The sequence below is a fragment of the Hymenobacter sp. genome (assembly GCF_036388155.1).
Lineage (GTDB): Bacteria > Bacteroidota > Bacteroidia > Cytophagales > Hymenobacteraceae > Hymenobacter.
Window position 1 is genome coordinate 21,068 of the sequence record NZ_DASVSI010000126.1, and the last position, 17,625, is coordinate 38,692.

General features: G+C 63.5%; 17 protein-coding genes. 10 read left to right on the forward strand and 7 right to left on the reverse strand.

All coding sequences use genetic code 11. The features are described from left to right. Positions 1-210: 210 nt before the first annotated feature. Together VF629_RS17485 and VF629_RS17490 are read left to right on the forward strand one after the other, a co-directional pair. Complete coding sequence (locus VF629_RS17485) at positions 211-690, forward strand: DUF4199 domain-containing protein (RefSeq protein ID WP_331059783.1); 480 nt, start codon at positions 211-213, stop codon at positions 688-690. Positions 691-892: 202 nt separating this feature from the next. After that, positions 893-1,297: a hypothetical protein gene (locus VF629_RS17490; protein WP_331059784.1), complete on the forward strand. Its 405-nt coding sequence runs from the start codon at positions 893-895 to the stop codon at positions 1,295-1,297. A 61-nt stretch (positions 1,298-1,358) separates the two neighbouring features. Here the strand turns inward: VF629_RS17490 and VF629_RS17495 are convergent, their stop codons facing one another. Then, positions 1,359-1,772: a hypothetical protein gene (locus VF629_RS17495; RefSeq protein WP_331059785.1), complete on the reverse strand. Its 414-nt coding sequence runs from the start codon at positions 1,770-1,772 to the stop codon at positions 1,359-1,361. 120 nt (positions 1,773-1,892) lie between these two features. Between VF629_RS17495 and VF629_RS17500 the strand changes: the two genes are divergently transcribed. Beyond that, on the forward strand, positions 1,893-2,675 hold the full coding sequence (locus VF629_RS17500) for a murein L,D-transpeptidase catalytic domain family protein (protein ID WP_331059786.1): 783 nt from the start codon (positions 1,893-1,895) through the stop codon (positions 2,673-2,675). Positions 2,676-2,797: 122 nt separating this feature from the next. Continuing rightward, positions 2,798-3,610, forward strand: coding sequence for a M48 family metallopeptidase (locus VF629_RS17505; protein WP_331059787.1), 813 nt, complete (start codon positions 2,798-2,800; stop codon positions 3,608-3,610). 78 nt (positions 3,611-3,688) lie between these two features. Here VF629_RS17505 and VF629_RS17510 read toward each other — a convergent pair whose 3' ends face one another. Further along, on the reverse strand, positions 3,689-4,324 hold the full coding sequence (locus VF629_RS17510) for an LON peptidase substrate-binding domain-containing protein (RefSeq protein ID WP_331059788.1): 636 nt from the start codon (positions 4,322-4,324) through the stop codon (positions 3,689-3,691). Between the two features lie 151 nt (positions 4,325-4,475). Here VF629_RS17510 and mtgA point away from each other — a divergent pair, with 151 nt between their 5' ends. Next, positions 4,476-5,240, forward strand: a complete 765-nt coding sequence (gene mtgA / locus VF629_RS17515) for a monofunctional biosynthetic peptidoglycan transglycosylase (RefSeq protein WP_331059789.1) — start codon at positions 4,476-4,478, stop codon at positions 5,238-5,240. Between the two features lie 10 nt (positions 5,241-5,250). Continuing rightward, the gene (locus tag VF629_RS17520) at positions 5,251-5,730 is read left to right on the forward strand and encodes a nuclear transport factor 2 family protein (RefSeq protein ID WP_331059790.1); all 480 of its coding nucleotides are present in this window, start codon (positions 5,251-5,253) and stop codon (positions 5,728-5,730) included. 136 nt (positions 5,731-5,866) lie between these two features. Here the strand turns inward: VF629_RS17520 and VF629_RS17525 are convergent, their stop codons facing one another. After that, on the reverse strand, positions 5,867-7,000 hold the full coding sequence (locus VF629_RS17525; protein ID WP_331059791.1) for an App1 family protein: 1,134 nt from the start codon (positions 6,998-7,000) through the stop codon (positions 5,867-5,869). 104 nt (positions 7,001-7,104) lie between these two features. Here VF629_RS17525 and VF629_RS17530 point away from each other — a divergent pair, with 104 nt between their 5' ends. Both VF629_RS17530 and VF629_RS17535 read left to right on the forward strand, forming a co-directional pair. Beyond that, positions 7,105-8,211, forward strand: a complete 1,107-nt coding sequence (locus tag VF629_RS17530; protein ID WP_331059792.1) for a DNA topoisomerase IB — start codon at positions 7,105-7,107, stop codon at positions 8,209-8,211. 216 nt (positions 8,212-8,427) lie between these two features. Then, positions 8,428-9,951 (forward strand): hypothetical protein, encoded by a 1,524-nt coding sequence (locus VF629_RS17535; protein ID WP_331059793.1) that lies wholly within the window; start codon positions 8,428-8,430, stop codon positions 9,949-9,951. 106 nt (positions 9,952-10,057) lie between these two features. Here VF629_RS17535 and VF629_RS17540 read toward each other — a convergent pair whose 3' ends face one another. After that, positions 10,058-11,596 carry a hypothetical protein gene (locus VF629_RS17540; protein ID WP_331059794.1) on the reverse strand — a complete coding sequence of 513 codons (1,539 nt, stop codon included), beginning with the start codon at positions 11,594-11,596 and terminating at the stop codon, positions 10,058-10,060. Between the two features lie 201 nt (positions 11,597-11,797). Further along, entirely contained in the window at positions 11,798-13,387 is a 1,590-nt protein-coding gene (locus tag VF629_RS17545; protein ID WP_331059795.1) for a hypothetical protein, read from the reverse strand. Positions 13,388-13,646: 259 nt separating this feature from the next. On the opposite strand from VF629_RS17545, the gene VF629_RS17550 reads away from it, so the two are divergent. Further along, the gene (locus VF629_RS17550) at positions 13,647-15,269 is read left to right on the forward strand and encodes a hypothetical protein (protein ID WP_331059796.1); all 1,623 of its coding nucleotides are present in this window, start codon (positions 13,647-13,649) and stop codon (positions 15,267-15,269) included. A 71-nt stretch (positions 15,270-15,340) separates the two neighbouring features. Here VF629_RS17550 and VF629_RS17555 read toward each other — a convergent pair whose 3' ends face one another. Next, entirely contained in the window at positions 15,341-16,072 is a 732-nt protein-coding gene (locus VF629_RS17555) for a spheroidene monooxygenase (RefSeq protein WP_331059797.1), read from the reverse strand. Positions 16,073-16,262: 190 nt separating this feature from the next. Then, on the reverse strand, positions 16,263-16,772 hold the full coding sequence (locus tag VF629_RS17560) for a pyridoxamine 5'-phosphate oxidase family protein (RefSeq protein ID WP_331059798.1): 510 nt from the start codon (positions 16,770-16,772) through the stop codon (positions 16,263-16,265). A 115-nt stretch (positions 16,773-16,887) separates the two neighbouring features. On the opposite strand from VF629_RS17560, the gene VF629_RS17565 reads away from it, so the two are divergent. Continuing rightward, complete coding sequence (locus tag VF629_RS17565) at positions 16,888-17,481, forward strand: acyl carrier protein phosphodiesterase (protein ID WP_331059799.1); 594 nt, start codon at positions 16,888-16,890, stop codon at positions 17,479-17,481. Positions 17,482-17,625: the final 144 nt, after the last annotated feature.

Here is a 17,625-nt window from a genome sequence, read left to right on the forward strand (position 1 = left end):
CCGGGCCAAAATCTGCGCCCAAAAAGTAGTTGGTCAGCCCGGCGGAAATAACTAACTAACAAGGCAATTAGTGCCCGGCGATGCCAACCCGCGCGCCCTGCCGCCGCGAAAAAACACCGTGGGCATAACTCTTAAGCACGAGAGCAAGTATAAAAAGCCTGTAGGCCACTATAGTGGGCCTTTTCACACTTCAAACCCCACCTCCCGGGCATGCCTCCTATCCAACTTACTTCCGAATCCAACGGCTTCCGCATGGGCCTCCTCACAGCGGCGGCCCTGATTGTGTACACGGGCATTGCCGCCCTGGCGGGCTTTCTCGACAAAATTGAGGCCGGCACGCTCGACATCGTCATTCTGGCCGTGGGCGTGGTGCTGGCCATCAAGCGCCTCAAGCGCTACCGCGGCAACCGCCTTTCCTACTTCCAGGGCTTTAGCACGGGCATCATTACGGCGCTCGTGGCCTCGGTGCTTCTCGCCCTGTTTTTCTGGCTGATTGGCGGCATCAGCCAGGGAGTCATGAACTCGGTGGAGCGCATCCAGGCCCGCGATTTGTTTGGCGCCGACTTGGGCGTGCTCATCGGCGGCTTGGGCATCATCCTGCTTGGCACTATGACGGGGGTTATCACCTCCCTCACGGCCATGCAATACTTCAAAAGTCCTGACCATCAGCCAGTCGCTAGCCTGGACTAAGGTTCAGCACAACTTTACTGACTACAAAAAAAATGGCACCTTTTGGTGCCTTTTTTTTGCTCTATATAGTGGAATGCAAACGGCTGTTTATAAAAGATAAAAAATAGTTATAAGATAAATTAGATAAAACTGAAACTAAACAATAACTTGCATGAGTTAAGAGCAAAGCCCTACCACTACCACCCCCAACCACCTCATTTATATGGCTAAGTCCATTATTACTCTTTTAACGCTTTTCTTCGCTTTTAGCTCTTTCACCGCCAAGGCCCAGATGGCCGACCGGATTGCCGACGTGCCCAGCATGGGCCGGTCGCTGGACGCGGAAGCCGTGGTCCTCACCCGTGAGATGGCCAGCCGTTTGCACCTCAACGAAGGCGAATACCTCAAGCTTCTGCCCGTTAACCGCACCAAACTGTTGGGCTTGAGCAGCATCGACCGCATGTACCGCGGCGACGAAGCCGAGCGCGCCGCCAAAGCCGCCGAACTCGAAGCCCAATACGAGCAGGAGTGCAGCCGCATTCTCACGCCTTCGCAGCTCAGCCAGCTGCAGCAGGAGAACGACCAGCCCGCCACCGCTCCCACCAACTCCGGCAACGGACTGGGCTAAAAAACCCAAGAACGATACACGAGCAAGGCCCGCCAAGCAATTGGCGGGCTTTTTTGCGTGGTTAGCGCGGCGCAACGGGGTCGCTGAGCACCTCGGTAACCGTGCCGATGGGCCCGAAGCGCAAGCTGATGCAGGCGGCGCCCGAGCGGGCGTGGCGGCCCTGGCACTGGGTGCCGGGCTCTACGTAGTAGTAGTACACCTTCTCGGTGCCGGCGCGCAGCTCCTCTTCGTCGGGCGGGCCCAGCAGGGCGGTCACGTCGTTGGCCCGGGCCTCGTACAGTTGCTCCTTGTTGCGCAGCAGCGCCGGCAGGGCGGCGCGGCGCTGGTCGCGGCAGGCGTAGGGGTCGGCACGCCAAGCGGCGGCGTCGAAGCCCGGCACTTCCTGCAAGGCGTGGCCACAGCCGCATACCAAGGCGCCCATCCCAAACGTTGCAGCCAAACGAGCGAGCCGGGCCCGCGTAGTGGGAATAACCATTGGGGGAAAAATTAGTAAAATTGGACTTTTGCGCCCGACTCGGCGAAACTACGCACTATTTTTGGGCTAAGAGGGTATATTAGCCGGGATAAAATTGTTTGCTAACGTTATACTAGTGTGATGCAAGTGGTTCGGAAGAGTGTATTTATTGGCCTATTCACGCTGCTACTGAGCTCGGCCCAGCACCTAGCGGCTCAAACATTTGCCACGGCTACCGTGGCGTCGCTGCCGGTTTCGTCGCGGCGGGCTTACTACAAAGCGGCCTTCGAGCAGCAGGCGGCCACTCTGTACGGCAAGCTCCGTTTGGGCGCGACCGGACTGCCTTTGACGGTGTTTCGGGAAGGACTGGTGGGCTACTACAACGTGCGCCGGGCCAGCGGCCGGGCCAGTGCCTCGCCGGTGCTGACGCTCATCGACTTCAGCCGCCCCAGCAAGCAAAAACGGTTGTGGGTCATCGACATGCAGAAAGAGCGCGTGCTGTTCCACACGCTGGTGGCCCACGGCAAAGCAAGTGGCGCCGACGTGCCCGTGGCTTTCTCCAACAAAGAAGGCTCGGAGATGAGCAGCCTGGGCTTTTACCGCACCGCGGCCACCACTTACACCGGCAAGCACGGCTTGTCGTTGCGCTTGCAAGGGCTGGATGCGGGGTTTAACACCAACGCCGAAAGCCGGGCGGTGGTGATGCACGGCGCCGAGTACGTGTGCGAGGATTTTGTGAAGGCGCACGGCCGCTTGGGCCGCAGCCAGGGCTGCCCGGCCCTGCCCGTGGCCGAAACCACGGCCATCGTGAAAGCCATCAAGGGCGGGAGCGTGCTGTACCTGCACGGGCCGGACAAGGTGCCTTACCGCTCGAAGTGGCTGAATGTGGACGCCGCGGTGGAGGCTTTCGCGAGCCTGCGCTAGGCGCGTGGGGCGGCAAGGAATAACCCGAACCGCAAGGGTGCGTTAAAAGCGCAGTGAGGTGGGCTGGCCAATTGCGGCCGGCCGAATGCCTCTGGTTTTCCCACCCTTTCATTCCCTTCTTCATGCGCCTCAATCTCCGCTTCATCATTGCCATCATCGTGGCGGCGGTTTCTCTTTTTGGCTATTATTTCAACACCTCCAAAAACGAGATAACCGGCGAAACGCAGCACGTCAGCATGAGCGCCGAGCAGGAAATTGCTCTCGGCCTCCAAGCGGCGCCTTCCATGGCCGCCCAATACGGCGGCTTGAGTGCCGACGCCGGCGCCCGCGCGGCCGTCGAGCAAGTGGGCCAAAAAATCATTGCCAGCACCAAAGCCGGCCAAACGCCCTACAAATTCCAGTTTCACCTGCTGGCCGACGACCAAACCATCAACGCCTTCGCCTTGCCCGGAGGACAGATTTTCATCACTCAGGGCTTGCTGAAAAACTTGAAGACCGAAGCCCAGCTTGCGGGCGTGCTGGCCCACGAGGTAGGGCACGTAGTGGGCCGGCACTCGGCCGCCCAGGTAGCCAAGTCCAACCTGACGCAGGGCTTGGCCGGGGCCGCTACCATTGCCTCGTACGACCCCAACAGTCCCGGCAGCTCGGTGGCGAAGGCCGCCATTGCCGCCGCCATTGCCAAGGTGGTCGGAATGCGCTTCAGCCGCAACGACGAGCTGGAAGCCGACAAGCTGGCCGTCGATTTCACGCCCCAAGCCGGCTACGACCCCCGCGCCATGATTCAGGTGATGAAGATTCTGGAACAAGCGGGCGGCCGCAGCTCCACCCCGGAGTTCCTGAGCACTCACCCCAACCCCGGCAACCGCATTGGCTATTTGGAACAGGAGATTGCCGCCGAGTTTCCGCAAGGGGTGCCGGGTGGCTTGAAAGAGTAACCCCCGGCAAGCAACGCAAAAAGGGAGCGCCAGTCCATTAATACGGACTGGCGCTCCCTTTTTGCGTTGCTACTAGACTTAGAAGTTGGGCGGGGTCAGGTTCTTGAAGTGCCCGTTGAGGCGCACCCGCTCTTTGAGACGCTCGGTTTCGAGAACGACGGGCAGGATGGTGTCGAGGTGGTCGCGCACCATTTCCTGGCGCTCTTGCTCGCTGGTGGTGGCCAGCAGCTGGTACTCCTGCTCGGTGCTGAAGCCGATGTGGTGGGCCACGTCGAAAATGGCATAGTCGGGCGCCAGCTCCAGGAGCAGCTTGCGGAGGCCCAGGGCTTCGTACAATTGCCGCACCTGCTTGGTGATGATATCGCGCAGTACGGGGTCGGCCACGTCGTCCTGCACCACGTCTTCGACCTGGCCGCCGGCGTAGAGCTTGCCGGGCGCCTGGCGGTAGAACTTGTTGATGCGAAACACGCCCACCGCTTTGGTGCGAATGTCGAGCTCGCCGCTGGAATAAGTTTGTTCCACGCTCAGCAGGCGCATTTCGGTCCCCAGCTCGCTCAGGGCGTTATCCAAGTAGGGTGGGATGCCGAAGGTGATGTTTTGCTCGATGCACTCGCGCACCAACTGACGGTAGCGGGGCTCGAAAATGTGCAGGTTGAGCTTTTCGCCCGGAAAAACCACTAGGTTGAGGGGAAAGAGTGGCAGGAGGCGAGACATGACAGCAATGCGATAAGACGGGCGGTAACTGTAACCCCAACAACGAAAGGCCGCCGATGGGTTTGGCGCGGGGCCCCGCGGAAGGAGTCGGCAGCGAGCGAAAGGTAGGAGTGAATGGCGAAACCTCGCGCACCGCGCTACTTTTGCCCCAATGGCACCTCCTGCGTTAATTCCCAACTTTTCGGTTCTGCTCAAAAAAGCTACCCGCCTGCTGCTGCAAGTGGTGACGGCGCTGTTTCTGGCCTCGGTGGCCTGGGTGCTGATATACCGCTGGGTGCCCCCGCCGGCCACCTGGATAATGCTGGAGCGCCGCGCCCACCCGCCCATTGGCCGGGGGTACTATGGCATTCAGCCCGAGCCGCGCCACATTCGCTACCGGTTTCGCACCCTCGACGAAGTGGCCCCGGCCGTGCCCCTGGCGCTGGTGGCGGCCGAAGACCAGCGCTTCCTCATTCACCGCGGCTTCGACTTTGATGCGCTAGCCAAGGCCGCCAAGCGCAACTGGAACGGCGACGGCACCCACATTGTGGGGGGCAGCACCATTTCGCAGCAAGTAGCCAAAAACGTGTTTTTGTGGCACGGCCGCAGCTACGTGCGCAAAGCGCTGGAGGCGTATTTCACGGTGCTCATCGAGTTTATGTGGAACAAGCGCCGTATCATGGAGATGTACCTGAGCGTGGCCGAGATGGGCGACTGCACCTTCGGGGTGGAGGCCGCCAGCCAGCGCTACTTTGGTAAGCCGGCCAGCCGCCTCACGCCGTCGCAGGCGGCGCTGCTGGCCGGCGTGCTGCCCAACCCGCTGCGGTTCCGGGCCTCCAACCCCGGACCAGCGGCCCGGGCCAAGCAGCAGCGCGTGCTGCGCAACATGCGCCGCCTGGGCGGCATCACCTACGTGAACACCTTACTCAACAAATAGCCCCGCCACTATGCTGCAAACGAAGAAATGGTTTGTGGGCCTGCTGCTGGGCCTGGCTGCCTGCACTTCCTCCCCCCAAGCATCCCTCAAGCCGGACCCTGCGGCCGACGCTGCCGCCATTCGCGAGGTGCTCACCACCCAAACCGCGGCCTGGAACCGCGGCGACATTCCCGGCTTCATGGAGGGGTATTGGAAATCAGACTCCCTGGTGTTTATCGGTCGGAGCGGGCCGACCTACGGGTGGCAGCAAACGCTGACCAATTACCAAAAGAATTACCCCACGCCCGCGGCCATGGGTCAGCTGGATTTTAGTGGGCTGCGGGTGTCGGTGCTGGCTCCCGGCGCGGCGCAGGTGATTGGCCGCTGGCACCTGGCCCGGCCCGCCGCCGGGGACTTGCAGGGCTATTTCCTGCTGGTGCTGCGCCAAATTGACGGCAAATGGGTGGTAGCCGCCGACCATACGAATAGCGAATTGCCGGCCAAGAAGTAGGGCTGGCGTTATTTCGTCGTCCGCAGGGAGAAACGCTGTGCGCGTACCACCAAGCTGCGCATGGTCAGGCTAACCTGCGCTACACTAAAAGCAGTTTGGCGCAGCGCGGCCCTTGTTACACTATTCAAAAACGGGCCTAAATACTGGCCTCTACCTTGGCCGGCTCGTTCACAATCAAGCCGATGCTGGCGGCGTGGGCGGCGGCCACGGCATAGTCGGCCACTAGCAGCATGGTCACGCCTTCTACCTGCAACTCTTGGGCAATGGGGGCCACCAGCAGGGCCCGCGCGGGCACTTGCACGTCGCGGATGTAGATGGCCCGGATGCGGCCGGGGTGGCGCCGCACCACTTCGCGGTAGATGCGGGCGTCCTCTTGGCCGCTGTCGCCGAGGAGCACGAAGGGGAGGTGCGGGTAGGTCGTGAGCAAGTCTTCGATTTCGTGCAGCTTGTGGGCGAAATGCACGGCCGCCGAGCCCACTACGCCGGGCGGCGGAGTGGTTTTGGGGCGGCCCAGGCTCAGGTCGCGCAGCAGGAGCGGGCCGGGGGGCATCTCGTGAATGCCCATGAACTCCTCCAGCATGTCATACAAGTTCCACGGGCTGCTGCTGACGTAGAAAAAGGGGTTATCGGGCTGGTTGTTGCGGCCCCGCTGCAGGCGCCGGTAAAAGTCGGCCACGCCCACAAAGGGCAGGCGCGAATGCGCGTTGCTGAGCAAGGTGCGCCCCAGCATTTTCAGCACGTTGGTGGCGCTGGTCTCGAAAACGGTGTCGTCGAGGTCGGAAATGACGCCAAACTCGGCGCTGGGCGGCGGCACCAGCACCTTGGCCGCGGCCGTGACCGTGGCGGCGGGCTCTTTAAACTGATAGGGGAGGCGCGACACCCGCACCGGCACGGGGTACCACAGGTAGGCCACGGGCTCTGGCAAGGCCTTGGGCTCGATGATGAGCGTGAAATAGCCCTCATCGTCGGTCGTAACGAGGTGCTGGCTGCCGTCGGGCAGCTCGGCCACGAGGTCGGCCCCGGCTACTTCCCGGCTGTTGAAGCGCCGCACCATGTTGCGGAAATTGAGCCAGCGCGAGTCTTGGGCGGACTGGGCGGCAATGCCGCGGTCGGCCAGCAAGCGGCCCTTGATGTAGAACTTGGCGGCCGTGCCGTAGCTGCGGTAAGCATCGAGCTGCAGGGGCCTGAGCCGCCCGTTCCGCGCTTTGGTGCGGGTAAGCAGGTGGTCCGTCCATTCGGTGAAGGAAGAAAAGGCCTCGAGTAGCTTCATAGAACAAACCTACGGCCGGCAGCCGAAAACACCTCAGTATAGCCGCCTCGGGCCCGATTGCGTACTACTACTCCCGTGCAGTAACGGGTTATTGTGTCCTTTCCATGCCCACCGCCGAACCCCGCCCAAAAACCCGAAAGAAACGGCTTGCCCCCCAAGACGAAGCCCACGTTGTGTACAAAGACCCCGCCCGCCAGGCCCAGATGGCTGGCCTGCGCTACGCCACCGACCAGGGCCCGGGCCTGACGCGCACCGTGACGCGGGCCGGTAACTTCACCTACCACGACGCCCAAGGCCACAAAATCACCGACGCCAAAACCCTGGAGCGCATCAACAGCTTCGTGATTCCGCCGGCCTGGACCGACGTGTGGATTGCCGCCTCGCCCACCGCGCATTTGCAGGTAACCGGCCGCGACAGCCTGGGCCGCAAGCAGTACCGCTACCACCCGGCCTGGGACGAAATGCGCAGCCTGACCAAGTTTTCGCGCCTGCGCACGTTTGGCGAGAAGCTGGCCCCGTTGCGGCAGCAGCTGGCCAAGGACTTGCGCCGCCCGGCCCTCGACCGCGAGAAAGTGGTGGCCCTGGTGCTCACCCTCATGGACCAATCGTTCATCCGGGTGGGCAATAAGGAGTACGCCAAAAAGAACAAAAGCTACGGCCTGACCACACTGCGCGACAAGCACGTGGCCGTGGACGGGGCCGACGTCAACTTCACCTTCGTAGGCAAAAAGGGGGTGGCGCACGACGTGACCCTGCACGATGCCCGCCTGGCCCGGCTGGTGCGCAAGTGCAAGGAAATTCCCGGCCAGCACCTGTTCCAGTACTACTCAGCCGATGGGCAACGCCACGCGCTGGAGTCCGGCGACGTGAACGAGTACCTACACCGGCACACCGGCCTGGCGCTGTCGGCCAAGGACTTCCGCACCTGGGGCGGCACCGTGAAAATGGTGAGCTGCCTGGAAGCCGTCCTGAACGAAGAACCCGACCTGGAGCCCGAAAAAGTGGTGAAAAAAGCCGTAAAGGAAGTCGCTACGGGCTTGGGCAACACGCCCACCGTGTGCTCCAAATACTACATCCATCCGCAGGTGGTGGAGTTGTTCAAGGCCGGCAACCTCATCGAGTACCTGCGCAAGCACGATGCCGAAGCCACCCCCGGCGACTTGCTCTCACCCGTTGAACGGCTGGTATTGAAGATGCTGGAACAGGCCTGAGGTTGGGCGAGTGTAAGAGGGTTTTGCTGAATTGGCTGCGCAATAGCAGAGCCTCATGGCTCGTCAAGTTGGGCAAAAAAGAACGTTTGTTAAGTGCAGCACCCAGGCCCTCAAGCTGCACTTCTGTAAGCAAGTTTACCTGGTTATCTTTAGTGAGTTGAATGACCGCGCGAGACCGCGCGTCCAGGTGTGCTTCACTCATTATATCACATGGCCGTGCCGTCTTCTCCAAGTGCCTTGCGGGCGCTCGCTCAGCTCACGTTCGTCTTGTGGCTCCTCTTCGCGCCTGAACCGGCGCGAGCCCAGCACGAAGCCGACAACTGGTATTTCGGGCAATGGGCGGGCTTTGTGTTCGGGCCGAGCGGCCCGACCCCTGTGCTCGACGGCCAACTCACGACCGAGTTCGCCTGCGCCGTCGCCTCCGACCCGGTTACAGGGCAGCTGCTGTTTTACACCAACGCCGAACGGGTCTGGAACCGCGAGCACAAGGTCATGCCCCACGGCGACAGCCTGCGCGGCACCTTCTTTGTGAACCAAGGGGCCCTGCTGGTGCCCGCGCCCGGCCGGGTCCGGCGCTACTATCTCTTCACCTTGCGTCAGCCGGTGCAAGACAAGGCCTGCGCCCTGTCGTACTCCGTGGTCGACGCGGAGCTGGACGCCGGGCGCGGCGACGTGGTGACGGGGGAGAAAAACGTGCCCCTGGCCGGCGGCCTGACGATGAAACTCACCGCCGTGCCCCACGCCAACGGCCGCGACTACTGGGTGCTGGCCCACCGCTGGGGCACGGCCGAATTCCTCGTCTACCCCGTCACCGCCCAAGGCGTCGGGGCGGCGCGGCGCCAGGCCATTGGCCCGGCCCACCCAGTCCAGCCCGCCGACACGACCGGGGACAAAGGCCTGCGCGGGTTCCTGCAGGCTTCGCCCGACGGCCGCCACCTGGCCTGCGCCGTGTCCTTCGGGGTGGAGCCCTTCGCCTTGTTCGACTTCGACGCGGCCACCGGCACGCTGTCCCACTACGTGAACCTGGGCGCGCTGCTGGACGGCTACGGCGTGTGCTTCTCGCCCGACAACACGAAGCTCTACGTGCAAAACTTCACCCGGCTGCCCGCTGGAATCGACTCTAACGTGCTGAGCCAGTACGACCTGGCGGCCGGCGACTACACAGCTGTGGCCGCCTCCGGCCGCAGCGTGGTGGCGGGCAACCCCGGCACCAACGTCAGTTCCACGACGGGCGGCGGCGTGTACTACGCGCTGCAAAACGGCCCGGACGGGCGCATGTACGGGGCCAGCGCGTACTACAATCGGGCGCTGCCCAGCGGGAACGGCCTGCAAACCCTGTTCGTAATCGGCCGGCCCAACGCCCTAGGCTTTGCCTGCGCATTGCGCGCCGAGCGCTTCCCCGCCTTCGCCGACCGGGCCGTGTTCGGGGGGCTGCCCAACTTCATCCAGAATGTCTTCAACGGACGCGAACCCGCCGAGGCGCCGGCCTGCGCCCCCGGCCCAGCGGCGCTGTACCCTAATCCGTGTGCTGAGGCCTGTTACGTGCAGCTGGGCGACGCCTGCGGCCAGCCCTACGCCTTGGCCCTCTACGACGCGCTGGGGCGCCGGGTGGCCGGCTTTGCCCGCACCGGGGCCCCCGACGAGCCCCCCTTCCCGGTGGCGGGCTTGGCCCCGGGCCTTTACCTGGCCGAGTTACGATTTGCGCGGCAGGTACGCTACCATAAGTTGGTGAAGCAATAAGTAACGCTTGCGGCGAGGTGGTTGGCACCACATGCGGAGCGCAAAAATACTTTCTAGATAAGAAGCCCTCAACCAACTAGACACTCAACCAGCTGCTTAGGCGGCTTTATTCCGTCGGTGGCAGGTCGTAGGCGCGCTTGGGCTTGACGGTTTCCTGGGAAAACCGCACGCCGCGGGCCGTCCCCCGGATTTCGTCGGTGCCGGCGCCGCCGTACAGGTGCACCCGGGGCGCTGAGCGGACCTGCTTGTCGTGTTCTTGCACCACGAAAACGTCGTTGCCACCCAGGCCTTCGAGCCGAATAACCCGTGTCTCCGACGGAAAAAAGACGCGGCGGTATAGCGGCGTAGAGCCCCCTAGGGCACTCATTGCCACCACGGTGGAGTCGCGGTAGCGGTGTACTTCAACCCGCTCGGCCTGCACTGTGCCGCCCACCACGGGCCTGCGGGCCAGGTGCTCGTAAAAGCCGTTGGCCAGCGCGGGCAAGTCAGCCCGGCGAGCTTGCAATGCCTTGATAAGCCGGGGTCCTTCGAGGGCAAAAGCAGCCGGGGGCATGCGGCGTAAAGCCCGCTCGATGAGCGTATCAGGCCATTGGCGCTGCATGGCCAGGGCAATTGCCCGGAACTGGCCACGCGAAAGGCCGTTGAGGGCCCGGACGTCGAGGTAGTGGCCCGAGGACAACAGGGCCGTGGCATTCTGAAACTCGGGCTTGAAAGTGACCCAGTGCCGCAGGAAAACGTGTCCTACCAGCCACCCCAGCACGCCATCGTCGAGGCGGTAGAACACCATGTCGCGGTCTTTGGGCAGCGGCGTCAGCAGCACGGTGCCAGTGGGAGTGGGTTGGCTCAGGCCCCAGTTCCACTGGCCCTCGTGCCGGTCCCAGTCGCCGAGCCAGCCGTCCAGCAGGCGCGCCCGTAGCATGGCCGCTTGGTCGATGCGGTGCGTGGGGCTGGCAAATACTGCTTCAAAAGCCTTGGTGGTGCTGGTGGTGCCGCCACGGGAGCCGGCTGGCGTGCCGATGTCGACTGCCGCTTTTTCTTCCAAGTAAGCCAGCTGCCCGCGAAACAGGCGCAGTGAATCGGTCTGGAAGGCCGGGTCGTCGGGCCGCACGTACACCAGGCGAGGCGTGGCGTGGGGAACCCCTGCCGCCTGGGCTAGCGGCGCTACCACTAAGGAGCCGTAGGGGTTGGTGGCCGAGATATTGTCGCGCAACACGTTCACCAGAAACGTGCCCCGCAACACTGTAGGCGTGGCCCGAATGGGGTCTTTGTCGACGGTGCGCAGCACGTAGGCGGGCCCGCTGGGCGGCGTCAGGGTCAAGCTGGTGCTGTTGAAACCGCCGCCGACTTTGCCCGGGCGCAGGCCGCCGGGCCGGGCAGTAGGCAGCCGAAGGATGGGGGCCGAAACCGGCGCCGCCCACGTGGGCCGATTGTGCCGGCCCACCAACGCGTGGTACAGCCCGCCATGCCGCGCGTACTGGCGCCCCGCCGTGGCGCCGCGCACGCTGTCGGCGGTGGCGGGCAGCGGAAGGGAAGCGTCGAGGCGCGCATCGGGCTGAAAGAAGTTTTTCCGGACGCAACCGCTGCCAAGCACCCCAGCCAGGGCAGTCAGCACAGCCAAATAAGTAGTGGGCAAGCGAGTTGGCATCAAGAGCAACTAAATGGATAGGGAGTGAGTAGCAAGACTAGAGTAGCAAGACTAGAGTAGCAAGACTTAAGTAGCAAGACTTAAGTAGCAAGTAGCAAGACTATAAGAGTAAGACGGTATGGGATGATGGCCACTCAGTCAGTCAGTGAAACAAGGTTTTGGTACTTGTTACTTGCTACCTAGTACTAGGTTCTGCTGCTTCTAATCGTCGTTGAGCCGGTTGTAGGCGGCGTGGCGCTTTTGCGGCGTCCGGGGGCGCGGCGCATTGTTGGCCGTTAGGTCGGGCGAGGCGTCGCGCAGCTCCAGGCGGCGGCTGTTGCCTTGCAGGCGCAGGTGGTCGCGGCCCTCGCCGCCGTACAGCCGCACCCGCATGGGGCGGCGGCTGGTGGTTTCCAGCTCGAAAACGTCGTTGCCGTCCAGTCCTTCCAGCGTCAGGACTTTGGTTTCGGCGACATAATAGGTGCGCCGGAAGCGGAGAGAATCGCCGCGGGTGAGCCGGGCCAGCTGCGCCGAAAACACGTGTACGGTGGTAGAATCGGGGTAGCGGCGCACCACAAACCGCTCGGCCTTGGCCGTGCCGCCCACCACCGGCTCGCGCATCAAGCTGCGGTAGAAGGCCTCGGCCGCTTGCGGCAGGGCGGTGCGGCGGGCCTTGAGGCTGGCCACGATGCCTGGCCCTTCCAGGGCGAATACCGCGGGCGGGAGGCGGCGAATGGCCCGGTCAATCAGCGTGTCGGGCCAGCGGCGCTGCAGGTCGGCCGCGAGGCGTTGGAAGTCGGCGCGCGACATCAGCGAGAGGCCGCGGGCGTCGATGAACCGTGCCTGTTTCACCAACCCGCGCACGTAGCCGTATTCGGGCTTGAAGGTTTGAAATTTGGGCGCGATGAAGGGCCGGGAAGCCAGCCAGGGCACCAAGCCGTCGTCGAAGCGGAAGTACACCTGGTCGCGGTCTTTCGGGATGGCGCGGTAGCGCACCCGGCCGCCGGGGTCTTTAAACACGGCCCAGTCCCACTGGCCTTCGTGCCGGTCCCAGTCGCCGAGCCACACGTCCAGCAGGCGCGCCCGCAGAAAAGCCAGCTGGTCGATGTGATGGGCGGGGTCGGCGTACACCTGGGCCAGCATTTCATTGCTGTCGATAAAATTGGTGGCTTTGGCCAGGTCGGGCGTGCGCGAGGCCAGGGCATCGTATTTCTCTTCCAGCAAGGCCATTTTGCCCTGAAACCGCGTCGACATTTCCCCCAGGCCGGATTCGTCGGGCCGCACGTACACCAGCCGCGGCCGGGAGTGCGCCACCCCGGCGGCCTGGGCCAGGGGCGGCACCGTGAACGCCGCATAGGGCATGGCGGCCGACGTGGCATCGCGCACCACGTTCAGCACAAACGTGTGCCGCAGCACCTTGGGCAAGGTTTTGTACGGCTCTTTGTCGAGCGCGCGCAGGGCGTACTCCCGGTCGCGGCGCCCCTCCAGCGTCATGCTGATGCTCTGGAAGCCGCCGCCGGGCTTGTCGGGTTTCAGCCCGCCGGGCACGATGCTGGGCAGACGCAGCACCTGCACCTTGGCGGGGGCCTCCCACACCTTGCGGTAGTGCTCGCCCCAGAACAGGCGATGCAGGCGCGAGTGCTGGTCGTACTGCCGGCCGGCCACCACCAGCACCGAGTCGGTGTTCGGGGGCAGCGGCGCCGAGCTGCCCGGCCCAATGCGGGCGTCGGGCTGAAAATAATTGCGGTGGGCACAGCCGCCGGCTCCCAGGCCCACTCCCAGCACGGCCAACAACGGGAGATGAGGTCTCAACAAGCGTAAAAGAAGGGGAGGCATCCGGAGATGTAAGGAAGCGGAACTGGGCCTTTAACGCAACTTGTGGGCAAAGGTGAGGATGTGCACAACCGTGACCGGCTGCTTTGCGGTATACGGAAGCCCGGTAGTGGCTCAGCGGCTCTCGAAAACCGCCCGCTGTGACTGGGTTGATGAATTGGCCAGAACCAAATATCGAGTAGGTAGACGTTGCGCATTGCCGGTCAACAAGTGAATAATGTCTTGCTACTGCTTCCTGATGGCTGAGCACGCCTCCGCAACCACTGCTGCCGTTTGGAGAACCATTTGGTGCGCCGCTGTGCTGGGGCTAGCGGCGTGCTCGGCGCCCGTTGCGCCGGGAGGCACGGCCGTGCAGTGGGCCCCCGACTCGGCCACCATTCGGGTAGCGCCGGGGCCGCAATACACCCGCGGGAGCGTGTGGCGGTTCTTCTGGGGCGCGCACTACCGCACCATTTGGGCGGTGCCCGTGTCGGTGCCCGTGCTGCGGCTGGCCACCGCCGAGCCCGGCGGCCTGACGCCCCTGCAAGCCGGCGGCAGCTACCAAAGCCGCACCCTGCGCCTGCGCGCGCCCAACGGCCGGGAATTCGTGCTGCGCTCCGTGGACAAAGACGCCAGCATGGCCCTGCCCGCCGGCCTGGCGCGCCGCCTGCTGGGCGGGCTGATGCGCGACCAAACCTGCGCCACCCAGCCCTACGGGGCCTACATTGCCGCGCCGCTGGCCGAGGCCGCGCGCGTGTACCACGCCAACCCGCGGCTGGTGTATCTGCCCGACGACTCGCTGCTGCGGCAGTTTCGGCCGCAGTACGCCAACGCCTTGTACCTGCTGGAGGAGCGGCCCGACGGCAACCAGCAGGGGCGGCCCACGTTCGGCCACTCGCCGCAGGTGGTGAGCACGGCCCACATGCTCACCGACGTCCACCAGCGGCCCAACGCCCGGGTGGAAGCCCGCGCCTACCTGCGCGCCCGCCTGCTCGACATGTGGCTGGGCGACTGGAGCCGGCGCGAAGACCAGTGGCGCTGGGCCAGCTTCCCGCAGGCGGGCCGGGTGGTGTACCGGCCCATCCCGCGCGACCGCGACCAGGCTTTTTTCCTGTTCAATGACGGCGCCATCACGCGGCTGATTTCATGGTTTGTGCCCAAATACCACAGCTTTCAGGCCAGCATTCCGCTAAATTCGGTGGACGGCCTTACCACCACCGCCCGCGTGCTCGACCGCACGCTGCTGGGCCGGCTCAGCGCCGAGGACTTTCGGCAGGAAGCAGACTCGCTGCGCCTGCGCCTGACCGATGCTGCCATCAAGCAGGCCCTGGAAGCCACGCCGGCCGAAACGCGAAGTGCCCTCACGGCTCGGTTTGCGCCCATGTTGTCGGCCCGCCGGGCGCAGCTGCCCGCCATTGCCAGGCGCTACTATGAAGTACTGGCGGCGGAATCGTGGCTGGTGGGCACCGACCAAGCGGAGCGGTTCGTCATCAGCCAAACCGAAGCGGGCGCCCTGCGGGTGCGCGTGCTGGCCCGCCGGCCCCAGCGCGCCGACAGTTTGCTGACCGAACGCCTGTACACCAAAGCAGACACCCGCGACCTGCGCCTGTTCGGCCTGGGTGGCAACGACGTATTTGAGCTGCAAACGCCCTTGCTGCCTGACTTTTCAGTGAGCCTGTACGACGGCGACGGCGACGACCACGTGCAACTGCGAACGGACGCTTCGGCCGAGGTTTCGGGCTTTACCTGGTTTCGCGCCCCGGACGACGAGGCCGACTACCCCGCGCTGGATGCCTCGGGCCTCATTCGCGAAGCCGACCCGCACCCTGAGCTAAGCACCAACGTGGCCGGCTGGCGCCGCCGCTACCGGCTGCGAGACTGAGTGGTTGAGCATTAACTATTCGTTGGTAGGCAGGCGAAGGGCAGCTGCTCGACGAAGCCTGACCAAGCCGTTTACTGCTGAGCGGCTACGTTGCCGGCTGGCAGTAGCCCGGCCAGCGGGTCGTGCCCGTCCAGGGTGCCGCGGCTGTCCAGCACTGCAAAGCGCGCAAACAGCTCTTCCGAATACCATTTCTCGCGCCGCGTCAATTGGATGACTTGGCGGTGGCGCTCGTCGCGGTAGGCGTATTGCTGCATGGCCTGCGCCGATTCCCACACGCTGAACGTGGCTTGGCGCACCACCGGCAACTCGCCCAAACCGATGGCCGCCCGCACGCCGGCCGCATCGGCAAGGGCGGCGCTGGTGGGCTCCACATATTGCCAGAAGCGCGGCGTCTTAAGCCAACTGATGCTGGCCCGGGTGAGCACGGCCACCGGTGCGGTGGCAGCAGGAGTGAGGCCGGTTTCGTAAGCAAAGGGGCTTTGGCCGTCCCACAGGCCGTGCGCTTTTAGTGGCGCCAAGCCCACGTTCCACATTTCGGTACTTCGTTGTTGGTAGGTTGACCACAGCGGGTGTTCGGCAAAGAATGCCGCGGCCGCATCCGGGCTTTCCCAAACGGCCATGAAGCCGTAGCGCTCCAGGTTGGGCCAAAAGCCGAAGCCGTTGCGGGCACCGCTGCCCATCAGCTTGAAGAAGCGTAGGCCCGCAACGCGTGAAAGGGTGCCGGGCGAAGTGCCCATCTGGGCCAGTCCCCAGCGTCGGTTGCCAGGTTTCAGGGTGAAAACAGTGAGGGTGGTGTGCGGCATTCAGGAGCGGTGGCTGATTAGTTGTCAGTTGTTCGTTGTCTGTTATCAGTTATTGGTTTGCACTTATTGGTTTGCACTGGATAGAACGGCCTGACAACGGACAACGAGCAACTGACAACTACCCAACAACGAGCAACAAAAAAAGGCCTGAAGCAATTCCGGCCTTTTTTGTTGCTCGTTGTTGGTGGTGCTACGAAGGGATTACTACCGACTGGCGGTCGGGGCTGGGCTGGTCGCGCTCGCCGGTTACCACGGCTTTCACGTAGGCGTAGGCCCGGAGCAGGGTAGAGCTGGGCGTGTCCCAGAACTCGCCTTTGTCAATGGTGACGCGGAGCAGAGCAATGTTCGGGTCGTCGGAACCGTTGGGGAACCAGCCGCGCAGGCTTTCATTCCACAGCTCTTTTATTTTGGCGCGGTCCGTCACCACTTGGGCAGTGCCCGTGATGGCCACGTAGGTATTGGCGCTGGGGTCAGAATAGCCCAAATTGATGTGGCGGTCCTGCTGTACTTCGTCTACTTTCTGCGAGTCTTTCTCGGTGAAAAACCAGAGCGTGCCGTCTTCTTCCGGCTCGGTGGTGTACATGGGGCGCGAGTGCAGTTCATTGCCATGCTCGATGGTGGTCATCATGGCAATTTTGATGTCCTTAATTTTTTCGACGAGCTTTGAAACGTCGTGACTTACGGCAACTTGGTCAGCCATGGGAAGGGGTATTTTAGGGATGCAATGAGAGAAAGGAAGAGCTTGGTTTACGGCCAGCGCGCCCTACTTGTTTTCATTCGCTAGACTAACCGCCGAGTTTCCGGTTGGTGTACTAATGAATTTCCTGGCCCACCTTTTCCTTTCCGGCTCTGCAAGCGGTGCCGACTACGCCGACGTGCTCCTGGGTAATTTTATTGCCGACTCTGTGCCCGGTAAACAGCTCGAAAACTTCACGCCCGCCGTGCAAACCGGCATTCGGCTGCACCGGGCCATCGACACCTTCACCGACCAGCACCCGGTGGTGCGGCGCGTCACGCAGCGGCTGCGAACTGCTGGCTACGGCAAGTACGCCGGCGTGATTTCGGACATGTTCCTGGACCACTTTCTGGCCCGGAATTTCACCGAATTCACCGCCGAAAGCCTGGCCGACTTCACGCAGCGGGTGTACGCGCTGCTCGCCGCCCGGCACGCCGAAATGCCGCCGCGCGTGCAGCATTTCTTTCCCCACATGCGCGAGCACAATTGGCTGCTGGGCTACGCCGCCACGGCCGGAATAGCGCGGGCCTTGGGCGGGCTGAGCCGCCGTGCCACGCCCGGCTCCGGCATGGAAACCGCCGTAGCGGAGCTGGAAGCCAACTACGCGGAATACGAAGCGGATTTTCGGGAGTTTTTCCCCGAGTTGCAGCGCCACGTGGCGGAGACGCTGTAGCGGCACACGGTAGACAGCGGCGCGTGTCATTGCGAGGCCGGAGGCCGTGGCAATCCGTCCTCTCCGTGCGACCAACCTTGAGATGTGACCAACCTAATAATATGAAAAAGCCCCGACACTGCGCAGTGTCGGGGCTGTTTCATA